Annotated in this window: 20 protein-coding genes; 12 read left to right on the top strand and 8 right to left on the bottom strand. The window is 69.2% G+C overall.

The genetic code is table 11. The annotated features are described in order from the left end of the window. Positions 1 to 66: 66 nt before the first annotated feature. Entirely contained in the window at positions 67 to 1,008 is a 942-nt protein-coding gene (locus Sru01_RS25265; RefSeq protein ID WP_203990407.1) for an aldo/keto reductase, read from the bottom strand. A 138-nt stretch (positions 1,009 to 1,146) separates the two neighbouring features. On the opposite strand from Sru01_RS25265, the gene Sru01_RS25260 reads away from it, so the two are divergent. After that, positions 1,147 to 1,896 (top strand): sulfite exporter TauE/SafE family protein, encoded by a 750-nt coding sequence (locus tag Sru01_RS25260; RefSeq protein ID WP_203990406.1) that lies wholly within the window; start codon positions 1,147 to 1,149, stop codon positions 1,894 to 1,896. 10 nt (positions 1,897 to 1,906) lie between these two features. Here Sru01_RS25260 and Sru01_RS25255 read toward each other — a convergent pair whose 3' ends face one another. Together Sru01_RS25255 and Sru01_RS25250 are read right to left on the bottom strand one after the other, a co-directional pair. Next, positions 1,907 to 2,719, bottom strand: a complete 813-nt coding sequence (locus tag Sru01_RS25255) for an SAM-dependent methyltransferase (RefSeq protein WP_203990405.1) — start codon at positions 2,717 to 2,719, stop codon at positions 1,907 to 1,909. Positions 2,720 to 2,848: 129 nt separating this feature from the next. Next, complete coding sequence (locus tag Sru01_RS25250; RefSeq protein ID WP_203990404.1) at positions 2,849 to 3,664, bottom strand: SAM-dependent methyltransferase; 816 nt, start codon at positions 3,662 to 3,664, stop codon at positions 2,849 to 2,851. A 204-nt stretch (positions 3,665 to 3,868) separates the two neighbouring features. On the opposite strand from Sru01_RS25250, the gene Sru01_RS25245 reads away from it, so the two are divergent. From Sru01_RS25245 to Sru01_RS25235, 3 genes are read left to right on the top strand one after another with little or no spacing between them, the layout of a single operon-like run. After that, positions 3,869 to 5,068: an ABC transporter ATP-binding protein gene (locus tag Sru01_RS25245; RefSeq protein WP_239137723.1), complete on the top strand. Its 1,200-nt coding sequence runs from the start codon at positions 3,869 to 3,871 to the stop codon at positions 5,066 to 5,068. Positions 5,069 to 5,102: 34 nt separating this feature from the next. Further along, the gene (locus Sru01_RS25240; protein WP_203990402.1) at positions 5,103 to 5,879 is read left to right on the top strand and encodes an ABC transporter permease; all 777 of its coding nucleotides are present in this window, start codon (positions 5,103 to 5,105) and stop codon (positions 5,877 to 5,879) included. 4 nt (positions 5,880 to 5,883) lie between these two features. Next, on the top strand, positions 5,884 to 6,684 hold the full coding sequence (locus Sru01_RS25235; RefSeq protein ID WP_203990400.1) for an ABC transporter permease: 801 nt from the start codon (positions 5,884 to 5,886) through the stop codon (positions 6,682 to 6,684). A gap of 232 nt (positions 6,685 to 6,916) precedes the next feature. Here the strand turns inward: Sru01_RS25235 and Sru01_RS25230 are convergent, their stop codons facing one another. After that, positions 6,917 to 7,792, bottom strand: coding sequence for a DUF3037 domain-containing protein (locus Sru01_RS25230; RefSeq protein WP_203990399.1), 876 nt, complete (start codon positions 7,790 to 7,792; stop codon positions 6,917 to 6,919). A 15-nt stretch (positions 7,793 to 7,807) separates the two neighbouring features. Next, complete coding sequence (locus tag Sru01_RS25225; RefSeq protein ID WP_203990398.1) at positions 7,808 to 8,611, bottom strand: hypothetical protein; 804 nt, start codon at positions 8,609 to 8,611, stop codon at positions 7,808 to 7,810. A 223-nt stretch (positions 8,612 to 8,834) separates the two neighbouring features. On the opposite strand from Sru01_RS25225, the gene Sru01_RS25220 reads away from it, so the two are divergent. Further along, a complete protein-coding gene (locus Sru01_RS25220; RefSeq protein WP_203990397.1) occupies positions 8,835 to 9,338 on the top strand; it encodes a GNAT family N-acetyltransferase in 504 nt (167 codons plus the stop codon). Between the two features lie 207 nt (positions 9,339 to 9,545). Here the strand turns inward: Sru01_RS25220 and Sru01_RS25215 are convergent, their stop codons facing one another. Beyond that, complete coding sequence (locus Sru01_RS25215) at positions 9,546 to 10,049, bottom strand: ATP-binding protein (RefSeq protein ID WP_203990396.1); 504 nt, start codon at positions 10,047 to 10,049, stop codon at positions 9,546 to 9,548. A 202-nt stretch (positions 10,050 to 10,251) separates the two neighbouring features. Here Sru01_RS25215 and Sru01_RS25210 point away from each other — a divergent pair, with 202 nt between their 5' ends. Further along, positions 10,252 to 11,121 (top strand): helix-turn-helix domain-containing protein, encoded by an 870-nt coding sequence (locus Sru01_RS25210; protein ID WP_203990395.1) that lies wholly within the window; start codon positions 10,252 to 10,254, stop codon positions 11,119 to 11,121. Beyond that, positions 11,118 to 11,339, top strand: a complete 222-nt coding sequence (locus Sru01_RS36340; RefSeq protein WP_203990394.1) for a DUF397 domain-containing protein — start codon at positions 11,118 to 11,120, stop codon at positions 11,337 to 11,339. Before Sru01_RS25210 ends, Sru01_RS36340 begins: the two co-directional genes overlap by 4 nt. A 52-nt stretch (positions 11,340 to 11,391) precedes the next feature. Here the strand turns inward: Sru01_RS36340 and Sru01_RS25200 are convergent, their stop codons facing one another. Next, entirely contained in the window at positions 11,392 to 12,291 is a 900-nt protein-coding gene (locus tag Sru01_RS25200; RefSeq protein ID WP_203990392.1) for a YDG/SRA domain-containing protein, read from the bottom strand. A gap of 242 nt (positions 12,292 to 12,533) precedes the next feature. Here Sru01_RS25200 and Sru01_RS25195 point away from each other — a divergent pair, with 242 nt between their 5' ends. The 4 genes from Sru01_RS25195 to Sru01_RS25180 all read left to right on the top strand — a co-directional run bounded on the left by Sru01_RS25195 (position 12,534) and on the right by Sru01_RS25180 (position 17,523). Next, entirely contained in the window at positions 12,534 to 13,181 is a 648-nt protein-coding gene (locus tag Sru01_RS25195) for a tetratricopeptide repeat protein (RefSeq protein WP_203990390.1), read from the top strand. A 281-nt stretch (positions 13,182 to 13,462) separates the two neighbouring features. Beyond that, on the top strand, positions 13,463 to 13,810 hold the full coding sequence (locus Sru01_RS25190) for a MazG-like family protein (RefSeq protein ID WP_203990388.1): 348 nt from the start codon (positions 13,463 to 13,465) through the stop codon (positions 13,808 to 13,810). Positions 13,811 to 13,900: 90 nt separating this feature from the next. Beyond that, positions 13,901 to 16,087, top strand: coding sequence for an NACHT domain-containing protein (locus Sru01_RS25185; RefSeq protein ID WP_203990386.1), 2,187 nt, complete (start codon positions 13,901 to 13,903; stop codon positions 16,085 to 16,087). A gap of 260 nt (positions 16,088 to 16,347) precedes the next feature. Next, entirely contained in the window at positions 16,348 to 17,523 is a 1,176-nt protein-coding gene (locus tag Sru01_RS25180) for a macrolide family glycosyltransferase (RefSeq protein ID WP_203990384.1), read from the top strand. 139 nt (positions 17,524 to 17,662) lie between these two features. Here Sru01_RS25180 and Sru01_RS25175 read toward each other — a convergent pair whose 3' ends face one another. After that, a complete protein-coding gene (locus Sru01_RS25175) occupies positions 17,663 to 17,926 on the bottom strand; it encodes a hypothetical protein (protein WP_203990382.1) in 264 nt (87 codons plus the stop codon). Positions 17,927 to 18,246: 320 nt separating this feature from the next. Here Sru01_RS25175 and Sru01_RS25170 point away from each other — a divergent pair, with 320 nt between their 5' ends. Beyond that, on the top strand, positions 18,247 to 19,215 hold the full coding sequence (locus Sru01_RS25170; RefSeq protein WP_203990380.1) for a zinc-binding dehydrogenase: 969 nt from the start codon (positions 18,247 to 18,249) through the stop codon (positions 19,213 to 19,215). The last annotated feature ends 31 nt before the right edge of the window (positions 19,216 to 19,246 follow it).

Below are 19,246 nucleotides of genomic sequence, written 5' to 3'. Positions count from 1 at the left end.
GGCCGCGTGCCCGCGGGCCGGTGAGTTCACGTTCGACGTCCGGTGACGGTCCGCCGGACGGCCCCGTCAGTGCAGCCAGTCCTCCTCGGGGGCGGCCGAGCGCGCCAGCGCCGGCCACAGCTCGTCCGGGATCGGCCACCGGGCCAGTTCCAGGGTGCGCGACACCCGGCCGGGCGCCGAGAAGCCGACGATCGTGGAGGCGATCCGCTCGTCGCGCATCGACCACTGCAGCGCCGCCGCGGCCAGCGGGACGCCGTGTGCCTCGCACGCCTCCGCCATGGCCCGTACCCGGTCGCGGGTGGCGTCGCTGGCGAGCCGGTAGGCGTACCGCGGCTGGGCATCCGGGCCCTTGACCAGCATGCCGCCCCCGTACGGGGCCGCGTTCACCACGGCGACGCCGCGGGCGGCCGCGTCGTCCAGCAACGGGCCGGCGGACCGGTCGACCAGGGTGAACCGGTTGTGGGTGATCACCACTTCGAAGGCGCCGGTGCCGAGGTACCGGCGGAGCAGATCGACCGGCCCGCCCGCGACGCCCAGGTGCCCGACCACGCCCTCCGCGCGCAGCGCGATCAGCGCCTCGACCGCCCCGCCGGGCGCCATGGCCTGGTCGAAGTCGATCCGCTCCGGGTCGTGGAAGTAGAGCAGCGGGACGCGGGTCACGCCGAGCCGCTCCAGGCTCTCGGCCACCGACGTCCGGACCCGGTCGCCGGAGAAGTCGCCGGTCACCGGATCCGGATCGACCTTGGTGGCCAGCACGAACCCCGGCGGCAGCCCGCCGTGGGCGCGGATCGCCGCGCCGATCCGCCGCTCGCTCTCCCCGTCGCCGTACTCGTTGGAGGTGTCCAGGAAGTTGAGCTCGCTGTCGAAGACCTCCAGCAGGGTGGCCACCGCCTGCTCGGCGTCCACCCGGTAGCCGAACACCTCCTGGCCGCCGCCGCCGAGCACGCTCGCCCCGGCGCACAGCGGCGTCACCGCGAGCCCGGTGGACCCCAGTGGATTCCTCTGCATGGCCACCCGTCCCTTCCGCGGCCCGGCCCCCGGATGGGCACGCCGCCGGCCCCATCCTTTCGCATACCGGGCATTCGCCCCGTCTCCACCGGGGAGGCGGCCGAACCGGGTTCCGGCGGCTGTGGTTGAGTGCTGGGTGTGTTCACCGAGGTACTAGGTCTGGTCGCGGTCGGCGTGGCGGCCGGGGTGGTCAGTACGGTGGTGAGCCTGGCGTCGATCGTGTCGTACCCGGCGCTGCTGGCCTTCGGCCTGCCACCGCTCACCGCGAACGTCACCAACACCATCGCGCTGCTGTTCACCGGGATGGGCGCCGCGGCCGGCTCCCGGCCCGAGCTCGTCGGCCAGGGCCCGCTCATCCGGCGGCTCGGCGTCGCGACCGCGCTCGGCGGCGCCGTCGGCGCGGCCCTGCTGCTGGTCACCCCGGCCCGGGCGTTCGAGGTGATCGCCCCGTGGCTGATCGCGGCGGCGTCGCTGCTCCTGCTGCTGCGCGAGCCGCGTCCCGGACAGGCCGGCCTCGGCGGGGAGAACGGCCGCCCGCTGCGCGCCGCCGTCTTCGGCGTCTCGATCTACACCGGGTACTTCGGCGCGGCCGGCGGGATCATCATGCTCGCCGTGCTCGCCACCGCGCTGGACCGCTCGCTGGCCCGGGTCAACGCGGTCAAGAACGTCGTCGCCGCCTTCGCCAACGCGGTCGCCGCCGTCGGCTTCGCGTTCTTCGGCCCGGTGGACTGGGGCGCCGTCGCGCCGCTGGGCGCCGGGTTCCTGCTCGGCGGGCGGCTGGGCCCGATGATCGTCCGGCGGATGCCCGGGCAGAGCCTGCGGATCCTGGCCGCCGTCTGCGGCCTGGCCGTCGCGGCCAAGCTCGGCTATGACGCCTACCAGTCCTGAGCCGGCCGGCTCAGGGCACCCGGCCGACCCCGCCGACGATCCAGACGCGCTGCGCCTGGGTGAGGCTCTCCGAGCGCTCCGGCCGCCACTTGCGGATGTACACCAGGCCCGGATCGACCAGCTCGGTGCCGTCGAAGAACCGCCGGATCTTCTCCTGGCCGCGGATCGCCCCGTCGGCCTGCGGGATCATCTGCCGGAACAGCTCGATCACCGGCGCCACCAGCTCCGGCCGCGTGTCGAAGGCCGCGTGCCCGATCGCCAGGAAGCTGCCGGAGGCGATGTGGTCCCGCACGAAGGCCACCGCCTTGTACGGCTCCTCGGCGTCCGGGATGTACTGCAGCCGGGCCGGGATCACCACACCCACCGGCCGGGTGAAGTCGATCAGGCGCAGCATCTCGGGGTCGGCGAGCATCTCGGCCGGCCGCAGGATCGAGCCCTTGACCACCCCGGTGTTCTCGTCCCGGGCCAGGATGGCGCGCGCGTGCGACAGCACCACCGGGTCGTCGTCGACGTACACCACCCGGGCGTCCGGGACGAGCTCCTGGGCGATCTCGTGGGTGTTGCGCTGGGTCGGCAGCCCGGAGGCCACGTTGACGAACTGCCGGATGCCCTCGCCGGCCAGGTGGCGCACCACCCGTTCCAGGAACGCCCGGGTGTCCACCGCCATGGTGTGCACCTCGGGGGCGATCCGCAGCAGGTGCTTGGCGAATGCCCGGTCGGCGGCGAAGTTGTCCTTGCCGCCCAGCAGGTAGTCGCTCAACCGCGCGATGTTCGGGACGTTGGCACTCAGCCCGGGCGCTTCCCGCCGCTCCGCGTCGCTCATCCCGGGCCTCCTTCGCCGATCCCCCGATGGTGGTGATTATCCCGTCAACCACACTTAACCAGCGGGACTATCACTCTGAAAGTCATCATTTCTGGCACAACTCGGCAAGCTTCCCCTGCCCGCCGCCGGTCAGCGGACGCGGCCGACCCCGCCGACGATCCACACCCGCTGCGCCTCGGTGGTGTTCTCCACGTGGTCCGGCCGCCACTTGCGGATGTAGACCACCCCCGGCTCCACCAGCTCGGTGCCGGCGAAGAACCGCCGGACCTGCTCGACGGTGCGCGGCAGCTCGTCGGTGTCCGGCAGCATCTGGCGGAACAGCTCGACCATCGGCGCGACCAGCTCGGGCCGGGAATCGTAGGCGGTGTGGCCCATGGCGAGGAAGCTGCCCGGGGCCAGCCGGTCGCGGACCTGCGCCACCGCCTTGTACGGCTCGTGGCTGTCGGGGGTGTACATCAGCCGGGTGGGGATGAGCATGCCCACCGGCCGGTCGAAGTCGATGAACCGCCGCATCTCCGGGCTCTCCAGCAGCTCGGCCGGCCGCAGGATCGACCCCTTCACCACCCCGGTGTGCTCGTCGCGGGCCAGCAGCGCCCGCGCGTGCGCCAGCACCACCGGGTCGTCGTCCACGTAGACCACCCGGGCGTCCGGGACGACCTCCTGGGCGATCTCGTGGGTGTTGCGCTGGGTGGGCAGCCAGGACGCCACGTTGACGAACTGCGTGATGCCCTCGCCGGCCAGGAAGCGCACCACCCGCCCGACGAAGTCGCGAACGTCGTGCGCCATCGTGTTGATCTCCGGCGCGATGGCGAGCAGCCGCTTGGCGAAGAGGCGGTCGGCGGCGAAGTTGTCCTTACCGCCCAGTAAGTAGTCGGTCATCCGGGCGAGGTTCGGCACGCTGGTGTTGATACCGGGAAACCCGCGACGTTCCGCGTCCTCCACCACGAACCTTCCTTCCGCCCTCAGATGGCCGATTATCCCCGTAAGTGCGCCGCTGGCGCCTGCTATCTCTATGAAAGTTATCGATTTCTCGCAGAATATTCATCGGGTCAATCCGGCTGTCTGCTCGAACGGCCAGGTCAGGAGGGTTGCCGCCGCCGACGGGAAAATCGGTGGGAAGATCCGTCCTGACCTGGCAAGATCAACGGCGTGAAGCTGGTCGAAGCGCGAGCGCTCACCAAGATCTTTCGCCGTCCGGACAAGGAACCCGGACTGCGCGGGTCCATGAAGCATCTGCTGCGCCGCCGATTCACCACGATGACCGCGGTCGACGCAATCGATCTTTCGATCGAGCCCGGTGAGGCACTCGCCTACGTCGGCCCGAACGGCGCCGGCAAATCCACCACGATCAAGCTGCTGACCGGCATCGTCGAGCCCACCGGCGGCGAGGTCCGGGTCGGCGGCATCGTCCCGCACCGCGACCGGCAGGCCAACGCCCGGCAGATCGGCGTGCTGTTCGGCCAGCGCACCCAGCTGTGGTGGGACCTCCCGGTCCGCGAGTCCTTGGCCCTGCTGCGCGACATGTACGACATCTCGCCCACCGATTACCAGCGGCAGCTCGACCGGTTCGACGAGGTGCTGGACCTGGGCGCGCTGCTCCCGGTGGTGACCCGCAAGCTGTCCCTCGGCCAGCGGATGCGCGCCGACCTCGCCTGCGCCCTGCTGCACCAGCCGAAGATCGTCTACCTGGACGAACCCACCATCGGCCTGGACATCGCGGTCAAGGACCGGGTCCGCGACTTCCTGCGGCAGCTGCGCGCCGAGGGCACCACGATCATGCTGACCACCCACGACCTCGCCGACATCGAGGGCACCTGCGAGCGCATCGTCATCATCGACGATGGGAAGATCATCTACGACGGCGGGCTGGCCGAGGTGAAGGACCGCTACGCCCGCGAACGCCGCGTCCATCTGCAACTCGGCACCCCGATAACCGCCGCCGACCTGGCCGCCCGCTTCCCGGCCGCCGCCGTCACCCCCGGCGAGGCGCACGGCGAGTTCACCATCTCCTTCGACAAGTCGCTGCTCACCGCCGGCGCCGTCCTGACCGGCGTCGCCCAGCTCGCCGAGGTCGTCGAGGTCCGCATCGACGAGCCCGCCATCGAGGACGTCGTCCGCCGCGTCTACGCCGGCGAGCTGAACATCACCCCCGGGCCCGCCGACGCCGCGGGCGCTCACCCGCCCAGTGCTTCCCCCACCAGTGCGCACCCCGCCGGCACTCATGCCGCCAGTGCTCGTGCCGCGTATGCCGCCGGTGCCGCCGATGCCCGCGCCGCCGGCGTCCCCGGTGCCGAGGACGTCACCGGTGCCGCCGGCGACGTCGATCCCGCCGAGGAGGCGAGCCGGTGACCGCGTACCGCCACGCCGCCGGGGAGGCGGGCCGGTGAAGGTGTACCTGGCGATCGCCCGGGTCACCGCCCGGTCGGTCCTCGCCTACCGCGGCGCCTACGCCCTCGGCATCGCCGGCAGCTGCTTCCAGCTGCTGGCCACCACCGCGCTGTGGACCGCCCTGCTGGCCGGCGGCGCGTCCATCGGCGGGTTCGACCTGCCGGAGATGAAGGCCTACTTGCTGGTCGGATTCGCCACCGGGCTCATCGGCACCCTGGTCGGCGACTGGGTGCTGGCCAACCGGATCCGCGACGGCCAGGTCGCCCTGGACCTGGTCAAACCGATCGACACCCAGAAGGTCTTCTTCGCGCAGAACTGCGGCGGCCTCGGGCTGGAGATCGTGTTCATCGCCGTGGTCAGCGGCGTCTTCGTGCTGCTGGCCGGCCCGATGCCCGGCCCGGCCGACGGGTGGCTGTTCGCCGCCAGCCTGGCCTTCGTGCTGCCGATCCGGTTCGGCATCACCTTCCTGACCACGATGCTGGTCTTCTGGACCGAGAACCACCACGGCGTCGTCTGGGCCCGCGACGGCGTCGCCGCGGTGCTGTCCGGGGCGATCGTCCCGCTGGCGATGATGCCCGGCTGGCTGCAGTCGGCCGCCGCGGTGCTGCCGTTCGCCGGCCTCACCTCCACCCCCGCGCTCATCTACCTCGGCAAGGCTCCGAACCCCGGCCTGCTCATCGCGATCCAGGCCGGCTGGGCCGTCGCGCTCTGGTACCTCGCCCGGTTCGCCTTCCGCGGCGCGTCCCGCCAGATCACCATCCACGGAGGCTGACGCAGTGACGGCCGCCCTGCTCCGTGACCTGCGCCTCTACCGCCGCTGCCTCGGCGCGGTGATCCGCGGCATCATGGAGTACGTCGCCGACTTCTGGATCCTCATCGGCGCCGGCATCGTCACCCAGTCGCTCGGCCTGGTCTTCCTCGGCGTGGTGTTCGCCAAGGTGCCCACCCTGGCCGGCTGGACGTTCCCCGAGATGGTGCTCATCTACTCGCTGTTCGGCATCGTGGCCGGCGTGCTGCCGATCTTCGCCGACGGCATCTGGAACCTGGGCCGGCTGATCCACGAAGGCCGGTTCGACTACCTGCTCACCCGGCCCTACTCCCCGCTGCTTCAGGTGCTGAGCCGGAGCATGGGGTTCAACGGGGTCGGCGACACGCTCGCCTCGCTGGCCATGTTCGGCTGGGCCGTCGCGCACGTCGACGTCGCCTGGACGCCCGGCACGGTGCTCGTCGGCCTGGTGCTGCTGGCGAGCGCGATCGCGCTGCGGCTGGCACTGCTGGTCATCGGCAACTCGGCGGCGTTCTGGGTGCGCTCGCCGTTCGTCTTCGCGATCACCGTGCTGCGGGTCGGCGAGCTGGGCCGCTACCCGATCGGCATCTACGGTCTCGGCATCCGGCTGCTGCTCACCACCGCGCTGCCGTTCGCCTTCACCGCCTTCTACCCGGCCGCCTGGCTGCTCGGCCGCGGCGGCCAGGCCTGGCTCGGCCTGGGCACCCCGCTGGTCGCCGCCCTCGCCTGGCTGGCCGCCCTCAAGATCTTCAACCTGGGCCTACGCCGCTACGAGAGCTCAGGCCACTGACCCCCAGGCCGACTCTTCACACGCGACCAGGTCTTCCTCAGCCGCCTGGTCGCCGTCGACCCGCGCAACGTTGTTCCCGTCCTGGCCGACCGGCGGCTCATTGAACGACACGTCGCCCCGGCGGACCGGCAGCGGCGCGTCACCCACCTGACCACCGGGCCGCCCTACCTGGAGTTCCGCTTCCAAACATGTTGTTCTGGGCACTGTGCAACCAGCTCGAGAGCTCATCCGGTCAGGTAGACCGGTGCAGGAGATTCACCGCTTGGGCGCTCACGGCGCTGACCTCTTCGACGGAGTGGACCTGGGCCCTCAACGCCCGGAAGACCTGATGAGCCTCCTCATAGGCCGCTTCTTGCTGAGCCGTCTCAGGAGTTGCGATCACTACCCGTAGATCGACGTTGCTGGAGATCTCGCTCAAACGTCCAAGTGCATCGACGAGGCGTCCTTGATCACCAGTGCGGAGACGCTCCAAGGCGAACCCCCATGCTTTGACCTGAGTAACCAGCCGCTCTACGCCTGTCACCCTGAACGACCAGCCTTGTGCCAATTGCACCGTTCGGCCGTTGGCGATGGCGATATCGATCATCGAATGCAGCTTGTCGCCGATGAAGACCTCAGCCCGGGGACGCAAGAAGTGGGCCGGGATCGCGGCCTCCTGGTAGGCCTTGCGAAGATCTTGGACCACCCGGTCCTTGCCGACGGTGACCTGGCGCGGCTGGCTTGCCGGATCGATGATCATGTGACGGAAGATGACATCCAGGGCCGCTTCCGCATGCCCCGCTACGATCGGCGTCGGCGGGCTGAGCTGCACGATGTTCCGATGGTCGTGATGGAGCCCGCTGAGCCAGCCTTCACCCAAGGGGTGAGTGCCTTCTGCTTCCAGTACCTCTCGCGCTTCTGCGATCTCACTGCTCACTCGCACGAGGAAGCGATCCGCCACGTCGATCGCCGCGGGTGATGCAAACCTCTTGATTCTCTCGGTGTTGCTCAGGCGCCGTACCGCCCAGTCACCGGCAGCAGGGTCACCAGCGATCGCGCCGACGTTGACGAACTCACCGGTGCGGGGGTCAGGGAGACAGCGGACGATCGAGTACATGTACTTGCTCACTGGAGACACCCTCCTTCAGGTCAGCGCTCGAAGCCGGTGGGCCGTGGCCGGTGCTCGGTGTTCCAGAAACCACCCGAGGGTGGCCAGTGCCTCGTCGCTCACCGGCCACGAGGCCGGTACGCGACGGAGGACAGTGGCGAGCATTTCACGTTCTACTGTTTCAAGAGCAGCCGCCACGGTCGCGACGGCCCTCCGATCCAGCCCGTCAGGCGGGTCGAGGAGCACATTCGGCTCATCCACCGCCTGTCGCAAGACCGCGGCATCGATCACTCCATGATTAGGCGGTAAGTACAAACCGTGATCATGTGAGTAGATCGTTCGATCAGCATCTACGTCATAGAGCCACTGTGGGTCATCCCCATAACACCAGTCGTACAGAGCGTACACGCCAACATGGCGAATTCGATTGTGATCGAGACTTCGGTACGCCAGGTGATCTCGGTGCTCCTCGGCACGCTCCAGGGCCCTACTTGCGTGCGCGATGCCGGGAACAAGGCTGACGCCGCGACTGATGCGCTCCCCTCGGAACTCTTCCGGAATGCGGATCAGTGCACTTCCGCACACCGGTGCCCCGATCAGCCCGCCCACCTGGCTGACGACGTACTCGATGGCAAGTGACCCGCGTGCCCACTCTCGCCGGCACGACTCCAGAGTCTTCACGAAGTAGTCGTTCCCGTCGCTGGCTATGGCTCGAAAAGGGCTGGCCCAGCTATGGACGCTGGAGTCGAGGACGGCGACAAGCTCAAGGTGGGCATAGTCGTCGGTGCGTCCTCCCACCAGTCCGCGCCAATCCGAAAAATCGACCAAAACAACCTCCACCTCTCGGGTTGCATAGGGGCGATCTTAATGGCCGGGTAAAACGGAAGGCGGTGCTTGCCAAAACGGTGTCAGGGCGTTCATTGTGGATATATTAAGTCATTTGCGGCATTCGGTGAATTTTGCCGGAGATTGCACTCTGGTGGAAAGTGTCGGCATTGGGAGTAGATAATCGCAAAAGGTCGACGACCAGGAGTCTGGGTCAGACGCGTGGAAGGCTGTGGCGGTGACGAGCACCGAACCACTCATCCGGCTGGCGATTCCGCAAGATGCTCCCGCGCTGCTGGACCTGCAACTGGCGCTGGACGGGGAGACGGAGTTCATGCTGGTCCAGCCGGGGGAGCGGCGGGCCGACGTCGAACGGCTGGCCTCCCGGCTGGCCGCCGGGCCGTCGTACGTCGTGGTCGCCGTGGTGGACGGCCTGGCCGCCGGCTACGTGGACGTGTCGGTGCTGCCCTACGCCCGGGCGCGCCGGACCGGCCACGTGGTGGCGGGCGTGCGGGCCGCCTACCAGGGGCAAGGGCTGGGGAAGGCGCTGTTCCGCGCCGCCGTGGCCGAGGCCCGGGCCCGGGGGATGGGCCGGCTGGAGCTGACCGTCATGGAGCACAACCGCCGCGCGCTCGGGCTCTACCTGTCCTGCGGCTTCCAGGTTGAGGGCCTGCGCCGATCCGCCCTGGACGTCGGCGACCGCCGGGTCAACGAGTACTACCTGGGCCTACTCCTGGACTGACCGCTCCCGCGTCGGCCACGCCCGGGAATCCTCGGCTGGATTGAATGCTTGCGCAGCGGCCACATCCGGGACCCGCGGACCGGGTTCGACTGGACAGGGCACTCCCGCGTCTGGCACGTCCGGCCTGCGGCGGGGTTCGGCCGGGTGGAAAGCTCAGGCATCGGCCGGGCCGGTCACCCGTGGACCGGCGTCGGTTGGACTGAACGCTCAGGCGTCTGTCGGATCGGGTACCCGGGGATCGGCTTCGGCGATCTTCACACGGACGGTCTGCGGTGCGGGGACCAGGCAGCGGACCTGCTTGCCGATCGGGGTGAGGGCGACGTCCCAGCCGGGGGCGAGGGCGTCCAGCAGCCAGAGTCCGCGCCCGCCTTCGGCCTGGTCGTCGCCGGGTGCCGTCCGGGAGCGGACGGGCAGCCGGGCGGGGTTTGGGTCGTGCACCTTGACCCAGATCCCGGCGGTGTCCAGCTCGACCTCGACCACCACCGGCGCCCAGTCCCCGCAGGCCCGCACCGCGTTCCCGATCAGCTCGGACGCCACCAGCCGCGCCGACTCCGCCGCCTCCTCTTCGACTCCGGCCCCGGCCAGGACCTTCAGGATGACCTCCCGCACGGTCCGCAGGTTCTCCTCACACACATTCATATGCGCCACGAACCCCGCCGCCCGCACCTCCAGGTAGAACCCCAGCCCTACCGTCGCCTGCTCGCTCCCCATGGTGGCCCCTCTCGCGTGCCAGAAAGGCACACATCGTGAACTATCGTCACACATAGAAGTGGTGCGGGCACTTAACGTGACGTAGGCTTTCCATGGATGATGAAGCCTTTCCAAGGTCGGGCGCAAGCTTTCGACCTAACTCGATGTCAGGATCTCTGCAAGACAGCCTCCTGCCTGGCCAAAGGACTGCGAGACTGCGCCCATGCCCAACGCCCCCGTCGTGCCGACCGTTCGTCGACGCCGCCTCGGCACCACCCTGCGACGCCTTCGCAACGAGGCCGGCCTCACCTTGGACGAGGCTGCTGCCGCCATGGGGTGGAAGGGGCCAAAGATGTCCAAGATCGAGAATGCCAGCGCCACCATCCGACCAGCAGAGGTCACTGCCCTGCTGCGCGTGTACGGCGCCAGCGATCCCGCCGTGTTCGAAGCCCTGGAGAACCTTGCCCGAGACGCCGGCAAGAAGGGGTGGTGGCAGACCTACAGCGGCGTGGTGTCTTCCGCGTACGCGGACTACATCTCCCTGGAGTCGGATGCGGAACGCGTCTGCGAGTGGTCGCCGCTGTTGATCCCTGGCCTGCTGCAAACCGCGGCCTACGCGCGGGAGACCATCGCGAGCATCACGCATATCCGCACGCCCGAGGAGATCGCCGCCTTGGTGGAGGTCCGCTTGGCCCGCCAGGCCGTCCTCACCCGGCCCAGCGGCCCGTTGGAACTATGGGCGATCATCCACGAGGCAGCGCTGCGGCACCGCTTCGCGATCCGTCCCGCGACCATGCGCGAGCAGCTCAGGCGGTTGCTCGACGTCTCCGAGCTGCCAAACGTGACGATTCAGCTCATGCCGCTCGACTCCACCGCACACCCCGGCATCCTCGGAGGTTTCAGTCTCGTCACCTTCCCGGGACCTGTCCCAGACCTGGTCCTTTTTGAGAACCTGAGCGGAGCAACCTATGTCGAAGGCGATGACGTGGCGCCCTTTATGAAAGCGGTGGAGCGTATCCGTGCCTCCGCCCTTTCGGTAGAGGACTCTCTCGCTCGGATCGCAGAACTAGTAGAAGGTGGTACGCAGCGATGATTCCCTCCAAACTTAGTGGCGCTAATTATTCCGTCCTTGATTGGCGAAAGTCATCCGCCAGTGGGGCTGAACACAACTGTGTTGAAGTCGCCGAGATGGCAAACGGGGACAAGCTGATACGTGATTCGAAAAAGATCACTCATGGGTTGCTGAACTGCCCAAAGACTCAGTGGAGAATATTCTGTCGAGCGGTTCGTATGGGAATGTGGTTAGTTTAATCTGCAACTTCTTTCGTTGCCCGATATGTGAGTTGTCGGATTGTGTGGGCGGCTATTTTGTCCAGTAGCTGCGGTGCTGTCGCACAAAGTTAAGTCCGATCAAGTGCCTCTTATGTGTTCTGAGGGGACGTAGGGTGGAACCTTTTATAGCGTCGACGACCTTCAGATCATCAGTCAGGTAGTATGCACCGTTATCAAAGAGAACATGGTCGTTAGGGCATAGGCAGAGGGCGTTGGCTTCGATGTCTGGCCCATTGTGAGGGATGCCCAATCCTTGAATGTGGGCGACTTGGCTTGCGGGGCCGCTGGGCAACATTAGTGTTGTGCCGCAGATTTGACAGCGATTATCGTGCCATTCTTTTACGTTACGGACCACACTCAGTCGTCGCTTGAGCCGCTCGGTTAGCATGCTAGTGCGCTCGACTGGCCGATGCCCGAACTCAAATTCCGGTGTCGCACCCTCATCTAGTTGGATGAGATGAGAAATTCCGTCTGCGTCGCCTACGAAGGTGAGACGGAACTGAAGTACTTGAAATCCGTCTTCCCGCTTCTTGAACCAGTAGCGCTGGATGCGATAGAGCCCACTATATTCATAGCCCTGGCGAGGCGCATACTTGGATTTTTCGCCGTGGCCACGTATTACCCGTACTGGAAGGCCTTCGAGATGGCTTTTGACTAGAGCAGCGTTGCCGCCTTCGATCACTTGATCGGCTATCTGTTTCTTCTCGGCGCTCTGGCCGCCTTCGCCGGTATAGATAATGATGTCGCCTTCATCTTGGTCATCAGGATAACCACCATTCAGCACAATGGCATCGGCTCCCTCGCGTGCTGTTCCTGAGATTCCCCGCTGATTGTGGGCGTGAAGTCCTGCATGCTGAATCTCGCGTCGGTTTCGGTACTTGGAGCCAGGCGGGTGGCCGTCAATCTCGCCAAATGTCCGAATGTATCCCATATGGTGATCATGGCATAGGCTGATCGATTCGGCGAGATATCTACGGCTTGCTACTAGATTGCGATCAACTTGGAACCTGGCAACAGGAGCTCACCCCTGCGTCTGCCCCCAGGCTGCAGGCATTCGCGTAGTTCCTGTAGTGGACAAATGCCTGATATAGCTACAAGTGCCCGCAAGGTGGGGCGAGGGGCCTAGCTGCGGTGAGTATGATTTTTCGTATAAGAAGCGCAGAAGAGGACAAAATGGAGAGATGGGATCCGCTGGTACGAGCCCAGGAGTGTTACGAGCGGGCCGTTTTTGGGGGTGATCCGGCGGCGGTCGCGGCCGGAGAGCGCGAGTTGGACGGGCTGGATGCGGCGAGTGCGTTGGCGCGGGGACGGCTCGTGCATGCGCGGTTCCTGGTGGAACGTCAGGAGGACGCGGAAGAGCTTGCGCTGTTCGAGCGGGCCGAGATGCTGTTCGAGCGGGTCGGGGATCGGCGGGGGTTGGGCGAGGCGCTGTTCTGGAAGGGGATCGTTCACCAGGTCGTGCGTGGCGACCACGAGGCCGCCACGCCGCTCTTCGAGCAGGCGCATGAACTCGCGACAGAGACCGGCGACCGGCTGACCACCTCGTACGCGCTTCGGCACCTGGGTATCGCCGCACACGTGGCGGGGGATCTGGCGGCGGCCCGGGCGCGGCTGGAGGAGTCGACCGCGTTGCGCCGGGAACTCGGCTTTGGTGCCGGTGTCGCCGCGAACCTGATCGGGCTCGCGTACATCGCCGGCGTCGAGCAGCGGCCGAAGGCGGCGGCTGAGCTGCTCGATGAGGCGGATGACCTCGCCCGCCGTTCGGACGCGGCCGCGATCGCGGCGATGGCCTCCGAAGCGCGCGGCAACCTCGGTCTTTGAAGTAGTGATCTGACTGTTCTTGTCCGCCGTTCGTATTCAAGAAGCCTGTGGTCGGCCCGGTGCGAGAATGCGGCCATGGCTGATTCGCTGACGATCGTGCGGATCGGCGTCGTGGTCGGGGGGCGCGTGGAGCCGACGGACGACCAGTGGGGGGGACCGCGGTCATCCGGTTGGATGACCGCTTTCCGGTCGAGGTGGTTCAGGGGAGCGGCGTTCCTCGCCTGCCATCTCACCTCGCGGCCATCGTCGTCCCAAGGCGGCAGTGGATACGCTGCCGCTCTGTGAACATCGAGCGGACCAACGACCTCATCCACGCGGTCTCCTCGTGGATCGACCATTCACCCGAGAACCTCGCCCGCGATCCCGAGGCGCTGCTGTGGGGGCGGGCGGCCAAGGTCGCCGAGGAGGCCGGTGAGGTGGTCGCCGCGCTCATCGGCGCCACCGGGCAGAACCCCCGAAAGGGCCGGACGGGCACCCTGGCCGACGTGGAACGCGAGCTCCTGGACGTCGCCATCACCGCGCTGGCGGCACTGGCCCACATGCGTGCCGGCGACCCGGAGCAGGCGGACGTGCTCGGCATGCTCGGGCAGCACGTCGAGATGGTCGCGCGGCGGGCCGGCCTGGCCTGATCGCATCACGGATCCCGCGGCGGTATGCGGGTTGGTCACGGTTCGTGGGATTCCGAATGCGCTGCGATCACCGGGTTCAGGATGGTTATCATGGCGAGGCGGGATCGTTCATGGCGCTACGCGCTGGGCTGGTGGGCCGGCCTGGCGGGGGTGACAGCGGTACTGGTGGTGATCGGTGTCGCGCTGCGCGGCGCTGGCGGGCTGCAGACCGCGGCGAACGTGGCCCAACTGGTCGGCGTCGTCCTGGTGGTCCCGACCCTGCTGGTGCCGTTGTGGCTGTGGTGGCGGCGCTCGACGGCCCGGCCGCCGGTGACCTCCGCGCACGTGGCGCACGCCAAGGACGTGCTGGCCGGGCTGGTCGAAGAGCAGTGGACGGTCGAGGCGACCCTGCGGTCCCTGGACGATCCCGCACCGATCCCGGTGCGGTGGCGGCTGACCACTACCGAGCAGGTGATGGACCAGCCCGCCAACCTCACGCCGAGCCTGCGGCGGCTGGCCGTCTCCAGCGACGCCATCGGCGCCGCGGTCGCCAGGTTCCGGCGCATGCGCCGGCGCCGCCTGGTCATTCTCGGGGGACCCGGTACCGGCAAGACCACGCTGGCCGTCCAGCTGATCCGCGAGTTACTGGCCACCCGCGCCGTCCATCCCGGCGAACCGGTGCCGGTGCTGCTGCCGGTGGCCGGCTGGGACACCACCGCCTACCCGCGCCTGCAGCAGTGGCTGGCCGTCCGGCTCGCGCAGGACTACCCGGCGCTGCGGGCCGCCGAGCTGCCCGCCGGGATGGCCGAGGTGCTCGCGGTGCGAGGGCACATCCTGCCGGTGCTGGACGGCCTGGACGAGCTCCCGCCGCCCGCGCAGCAGGCCGTCATCACCGCGCTGAACCAGTCCCTGGGTGATACCGACCAGCTGATCGTGACCAGCCGGACTGCCGAGTTCGGCCGGGCCGTGGCAGGCGCGGGGGACGTACTCACCTCGGCCATGGTCATCGAGCCCGAACCGCTGACCCCGAAGACGGCCGCCGCTTACCTGAAACGGTGCCTGCCACCCCGGCCGCCGTCCGCCTGGCCGGATGTCCTGGCCGTACTGCGCGCGACCTCCGCCAGACCGGACCCGCACGATCCGGGCGCGGTCCTGGCCGCGGTCGCCGGGACCGCCCTGGGCCTGTGGCTGCTGCGCGTGGTCTACGTCGACGGCCGCGCCGACCCGGCTCCGCTGTTGGAACCCGGCCGCTTCTCCGACGCCGGGGGACTGCGCGGCCACCTGTTCGATCGGCTCATCCCCGCCCTCATCGCCGCCCGCCCGCCCGGCGCCGACCCGTTCCGTCCCCGTCGGCGGCACGATCCTGGCCAGGCCCGGCGGTGGCTGACCGGCCTGGCGCACACCATGAGCCATCCGCTGGACGGCGCGCCGACCCGCGATTTCGCCTGGTGGCGCCTGGCCCGGCGGTCCGGGGCCTTCACCGCCGCCACCAGGCGCGGGTTCGGGATCGCCGGCCTGGTCGCGGGCGGGCTGGTGGGATGGGTCATGTTCGAGCTGGTGGGGGTACTCGTCGGCGGTCTCGGGGTGGGGCGCGCGCTTTGGGCCTTATCGGAGTCGTGGCCGATGAAGGAACCGGGGTTCGCCGACCTCCGGCTGCGCGGGCGCGGGGTCCTGCTCGTCCGCAAGATTCCACGAGGGCTCACGTTCGGCCTGGTGGCCGGACTCACGGACGGGCTCGTCAGTGGACTCCTGGACAGGCAACTGAGCGAGTTCGTGTCCGGGTTCGTGTCCGGGTTCGTGGTCGTGTTCCTGGGCGGGCTGGTAGGCGGCGTCATGCAATGGGTCGAAGCGCCGGCGGCGGAACGCGCCACCGCACCGATGACCGGCTGGCGAGCCGACCGCGTCCTCAATATCGTGCGGACCGGCGTCGGCCTGCTGGGCGGAGGGCTCGCGGCCGCGTTCATCGGCATGCGCGGCGCCGAGCTCGTGGCCGGGCTGGTGGGCGGGTCGGTAGCCGGGCTCATGGTCGGAAATCACCAGGCGTGGCCGGCGTACCTGGTGGCGACCTACCGGCTGGCGAGGATCGGACGGCTACCCTGGGCGCTGATGCCGTTCCTGGACGACATGCACCGGCTGGGCCTGCTGCGCGCGGTCGGCCCGATCTACCAGTTCCGGCACGCCGACTTCCAGGACCATCTCGCCGCCGATCCGCCCGACGCCGACCGGGCGCCGAGCCATGACGGACGCGACGTCGTCAGGCAGCGGGCCGGCCCCGTTGAGGGGGCCGACCAGGAATGATCGTCGGCAAGTTCCGGCGGGCGCGCCTGGGCCTTCGGTGGTGAGCGACGGTCCGGCGTAAATCGAGTGGACGCGTCGGAAGTGGCCGGATTAGGGTGTTTACATGATCTACACGATTCGCATTCGCCGCGCCTGAGGCGGCGTGACCGCAGGGCCGGCCCGACATGCGGGCGGCCCCATTAGAGGCGTCCCGTGGCAAGGGGAACGCGCCTCCTGCGCGCCGTCGGAACAGGCTTTCGAGCATCCGACAGGACATCAACATGCGTGATCGAGTACACATCGCCGTGATCGGCTGCACCGCGCCGAGTCACATCTATCCCTCGCTCGCCCTGATCAGGGAGCTGGTGGCCCGCGGCCACCGGGTCAGCTACGTGGTCGGGGAGAACCTGGCCGGGCTCGTCGAGCCCACCGGGGCCGAGCTCGTCACCCATCCCTCGCTGCTGCCGACCGGCGAGGACGGCTGGTCGGACGACCCGGGGGAGGCCATGCGGCCGTTCCTCGACGAGGCGATCGCGGTGTTCCCGCGCCTGGTCGACCGGTACGACGACGATCGTCCCGACCTGCTGCTGTACGACATCGGCGGGCTGGCCGGGCCGGTGCTCGGCCGCCGGTACGGGGTGCCGGCCCTCCAGCTCTCCCCGACGTACGTCGCCTGGGAGGGGTACGAGGACGACATGGCCGAGTTCATCACCGCGCTGCGGGCGTCGGACTCGGGCCGGAGCTACCACGCCGCCTTCACCGGGTGGCTGCGGGAGAACGGCATCGCGACCGACGCCTGGGACTGGCTGGGCCGCCCCGAGCACCGGCTGGCGCTGGTCCCCCGGGCGATGCAGCCGAATGCCGAGAAGGTGGCGCCGGACGTCCGGTTCGTCGGGCCGTGCCTGGACCCGGGACGGCTGGCCGACCGGAGCTGGACGCCGCCGGCGGACGGGCGGCGGGTGCTGCTGGTCTCGTTCGGTACCGCGTTCAACGACCAGCTGGACATCTACCGGGCCTGCCTGGCCGGCTTCGCCGGATCGGACTGGCACGTGGTCATGGCGGTCGGGCAGCACGTCGACCCGGCGGATCTGGGGACGATCCCGGACGGGTTCGAGGTGCACCGGTTCGTGCCGCAGCTCGCGGTGCTGGAGGCCGCCTCGGCGTTCGTGACCCACGCCGGGATGGGCGGGTGCGCCGAGGCCCTGTGGTTCGGCGTGCCGACCGTCGCCATCCCGCAGGCCGTCGACCAGTTCGGCAACGCCGGGCGGCTGGCCGAGCTGGGCGTCGGGCGGCACCTGCCGGCCGAGGAGGTGACCGCGGAGTCGCTGCGCGGCTCGGTCGAGGCGATCGCCGCGTCGGCGGAGGCGGCCAAGCGGCTGGCGGAGATCCGGGACGACATCCGGGCCACCGCCGGCACCGGCCCGGCCGCCGACGCGGTCGAGTCCTACCTCCGCTGACCGGCCGACCGTTCCGGTGGGGTCTGGAATCCGGCCCCACCGGAACGGGTGTCGCCCGGTCCGTCGTCTACCGGCGGAGTCCGGGCAGCCGGATGACCTGGCGGCTGCGCGGTATCAGCAGGTGCGCCGGCCTGCGGCGTCAGGCCCGCTTCCAGCGCCACCGGCCGTTGCTGTACTGGGTGCAGCGGTATCGCTTGTTGGTGATCTTGGCGATGCCGAGCTTGCCGTGCGCGGCCACCGGGCAGTACGCGCCGGGAGTCACGCACTCCCAGTGCTGGGCCACCCGCCGGTACTTGCAGGCCGCGGCGGCCGTCGTCGCGGCCTCGGCGGCACCGGCCGCGGCGGGGACGCCGAGCAGGCCGGCGGCCAGGGCGGCGGCGGAAAGAGCAGCACGTAAACGCACGGATACCTCCTGAAACCAATGTGATTCAGGAGAAAGACGGGACTTGGCTGCTGCCGGTTGTCTACATGACCGGATCCGGACAACTGTCGGAATATTGCTCTAATGCCGACCAGCCACTTTAGGAGGCATTTGTAGAAAGCTGAGGCGTTTGCTGGATGCGGTCCGCCGGGCGTCCCGCGGGCCCTGCCGGATGCGGTGCGCCGGCCACCGCGGGCCCTTGCCGGTCCGCTCGGCTCCCGGCCGTCCGGTTGACTTCAACCGTTGTTGAACTCCTAGCGTCGCTGCCACGAGTCGGTGACGGCGATGGCTGGGGGAGACACATGCACGCGATCCAGGTTCGGGAGTACGGCGGTCCGGAGGTCCTGGTGCCGATGGAGCTGCCCGACCCGCAGGCGGGACCCGGGGAGGTGGTCGTCCGGGCCGAGGCCATCGACACCATCTACCTGGAGACCCAGATCCGCGGCGGCTGGGGTGAGATGTTCGGCGTCACCCCGCCGTACGTGCCTGGCGGCGCGGCGGCGGGCACCGTCGTCGGCACCGGTCCGGGCGTCTCGTCGTCCTGGCTCGGCCGGCGGGTGGTCGCGGGCGCGGGAACGCGGGGTTCGTACGCCGAGCTGGTCCGCACCGGGGTCGACCGGCTGGTGCCGGTTCCCGACGGCCTGGGCCTGCGAGAGGCGGCCGCGCTCGCGCACGACGGGGTGACCGCCACCGGGATCCTCGACGGCGTGGGCGTCAAGCCGGGCGATCGGGTGCTGATCCTGGGCGCCGCGGGCGGGATGGGGACGCTGCTGGTCCAGCTCGCCCGCCACCTCGGTGCGCGGGTCGTCGGAGCCGCCCGCGGCGCGGCCAAGCTCGCCCTGGTCCGGCGGCTCGGCGCGGACGCGGTGGTGGACTACACCGAGGACGGCTGGACCGGCGCGGTACGCGACGCCCTCGATGGGCTGCCGGTCGACGTGCTGCTGGACGGCGTCGGGGGCGCCCTGGGCGCCGACGCCTTCGCGCTGGTGGCCGACGGCGGGCGGGTGTCGGCGCACGGGGCGGCCAGTGGCGGGTTCGCCACGGTGGACCAGCAGCTCGCGCAGGCCCGCGGCATCAGCGTGCGCGGCATCACCGACGTGCAGTTCGACGCGCCGGACATGGTGCGGCTGGCCGGGCGGGCCCTGGCGGATGCGGCGGCCGGGCGGATGCGGCCGGTGATCGCGCGCGAGTACCCGCTGCGGTCGGCGGCCGAAGCGCACCGCGCGATGGAGGCGCGCTCGATCCCCGGCAAGGCGCTGCTCATCCCTTGACGGCGCCGGTCGTGCCGCCCGGACGGTGCGG

Origin of the sequence: Sphaerisporangium rufum, assembly GCF_016863395.1 — a bacterium.
In the GTDB taxonomy this organism is placed as follows: Bacteria; Actinomycetota; Actinomycetes; order Streptosporangiales; family Streptosporangiaceae; genus Sphaerisporangium; species Sphaerisporangium rufum.
The sequence above is the reverse complement of the archived record's forward strand: the minus strand, read 5'-3'. Positions and strand labels throughout refer to the sequence as shown.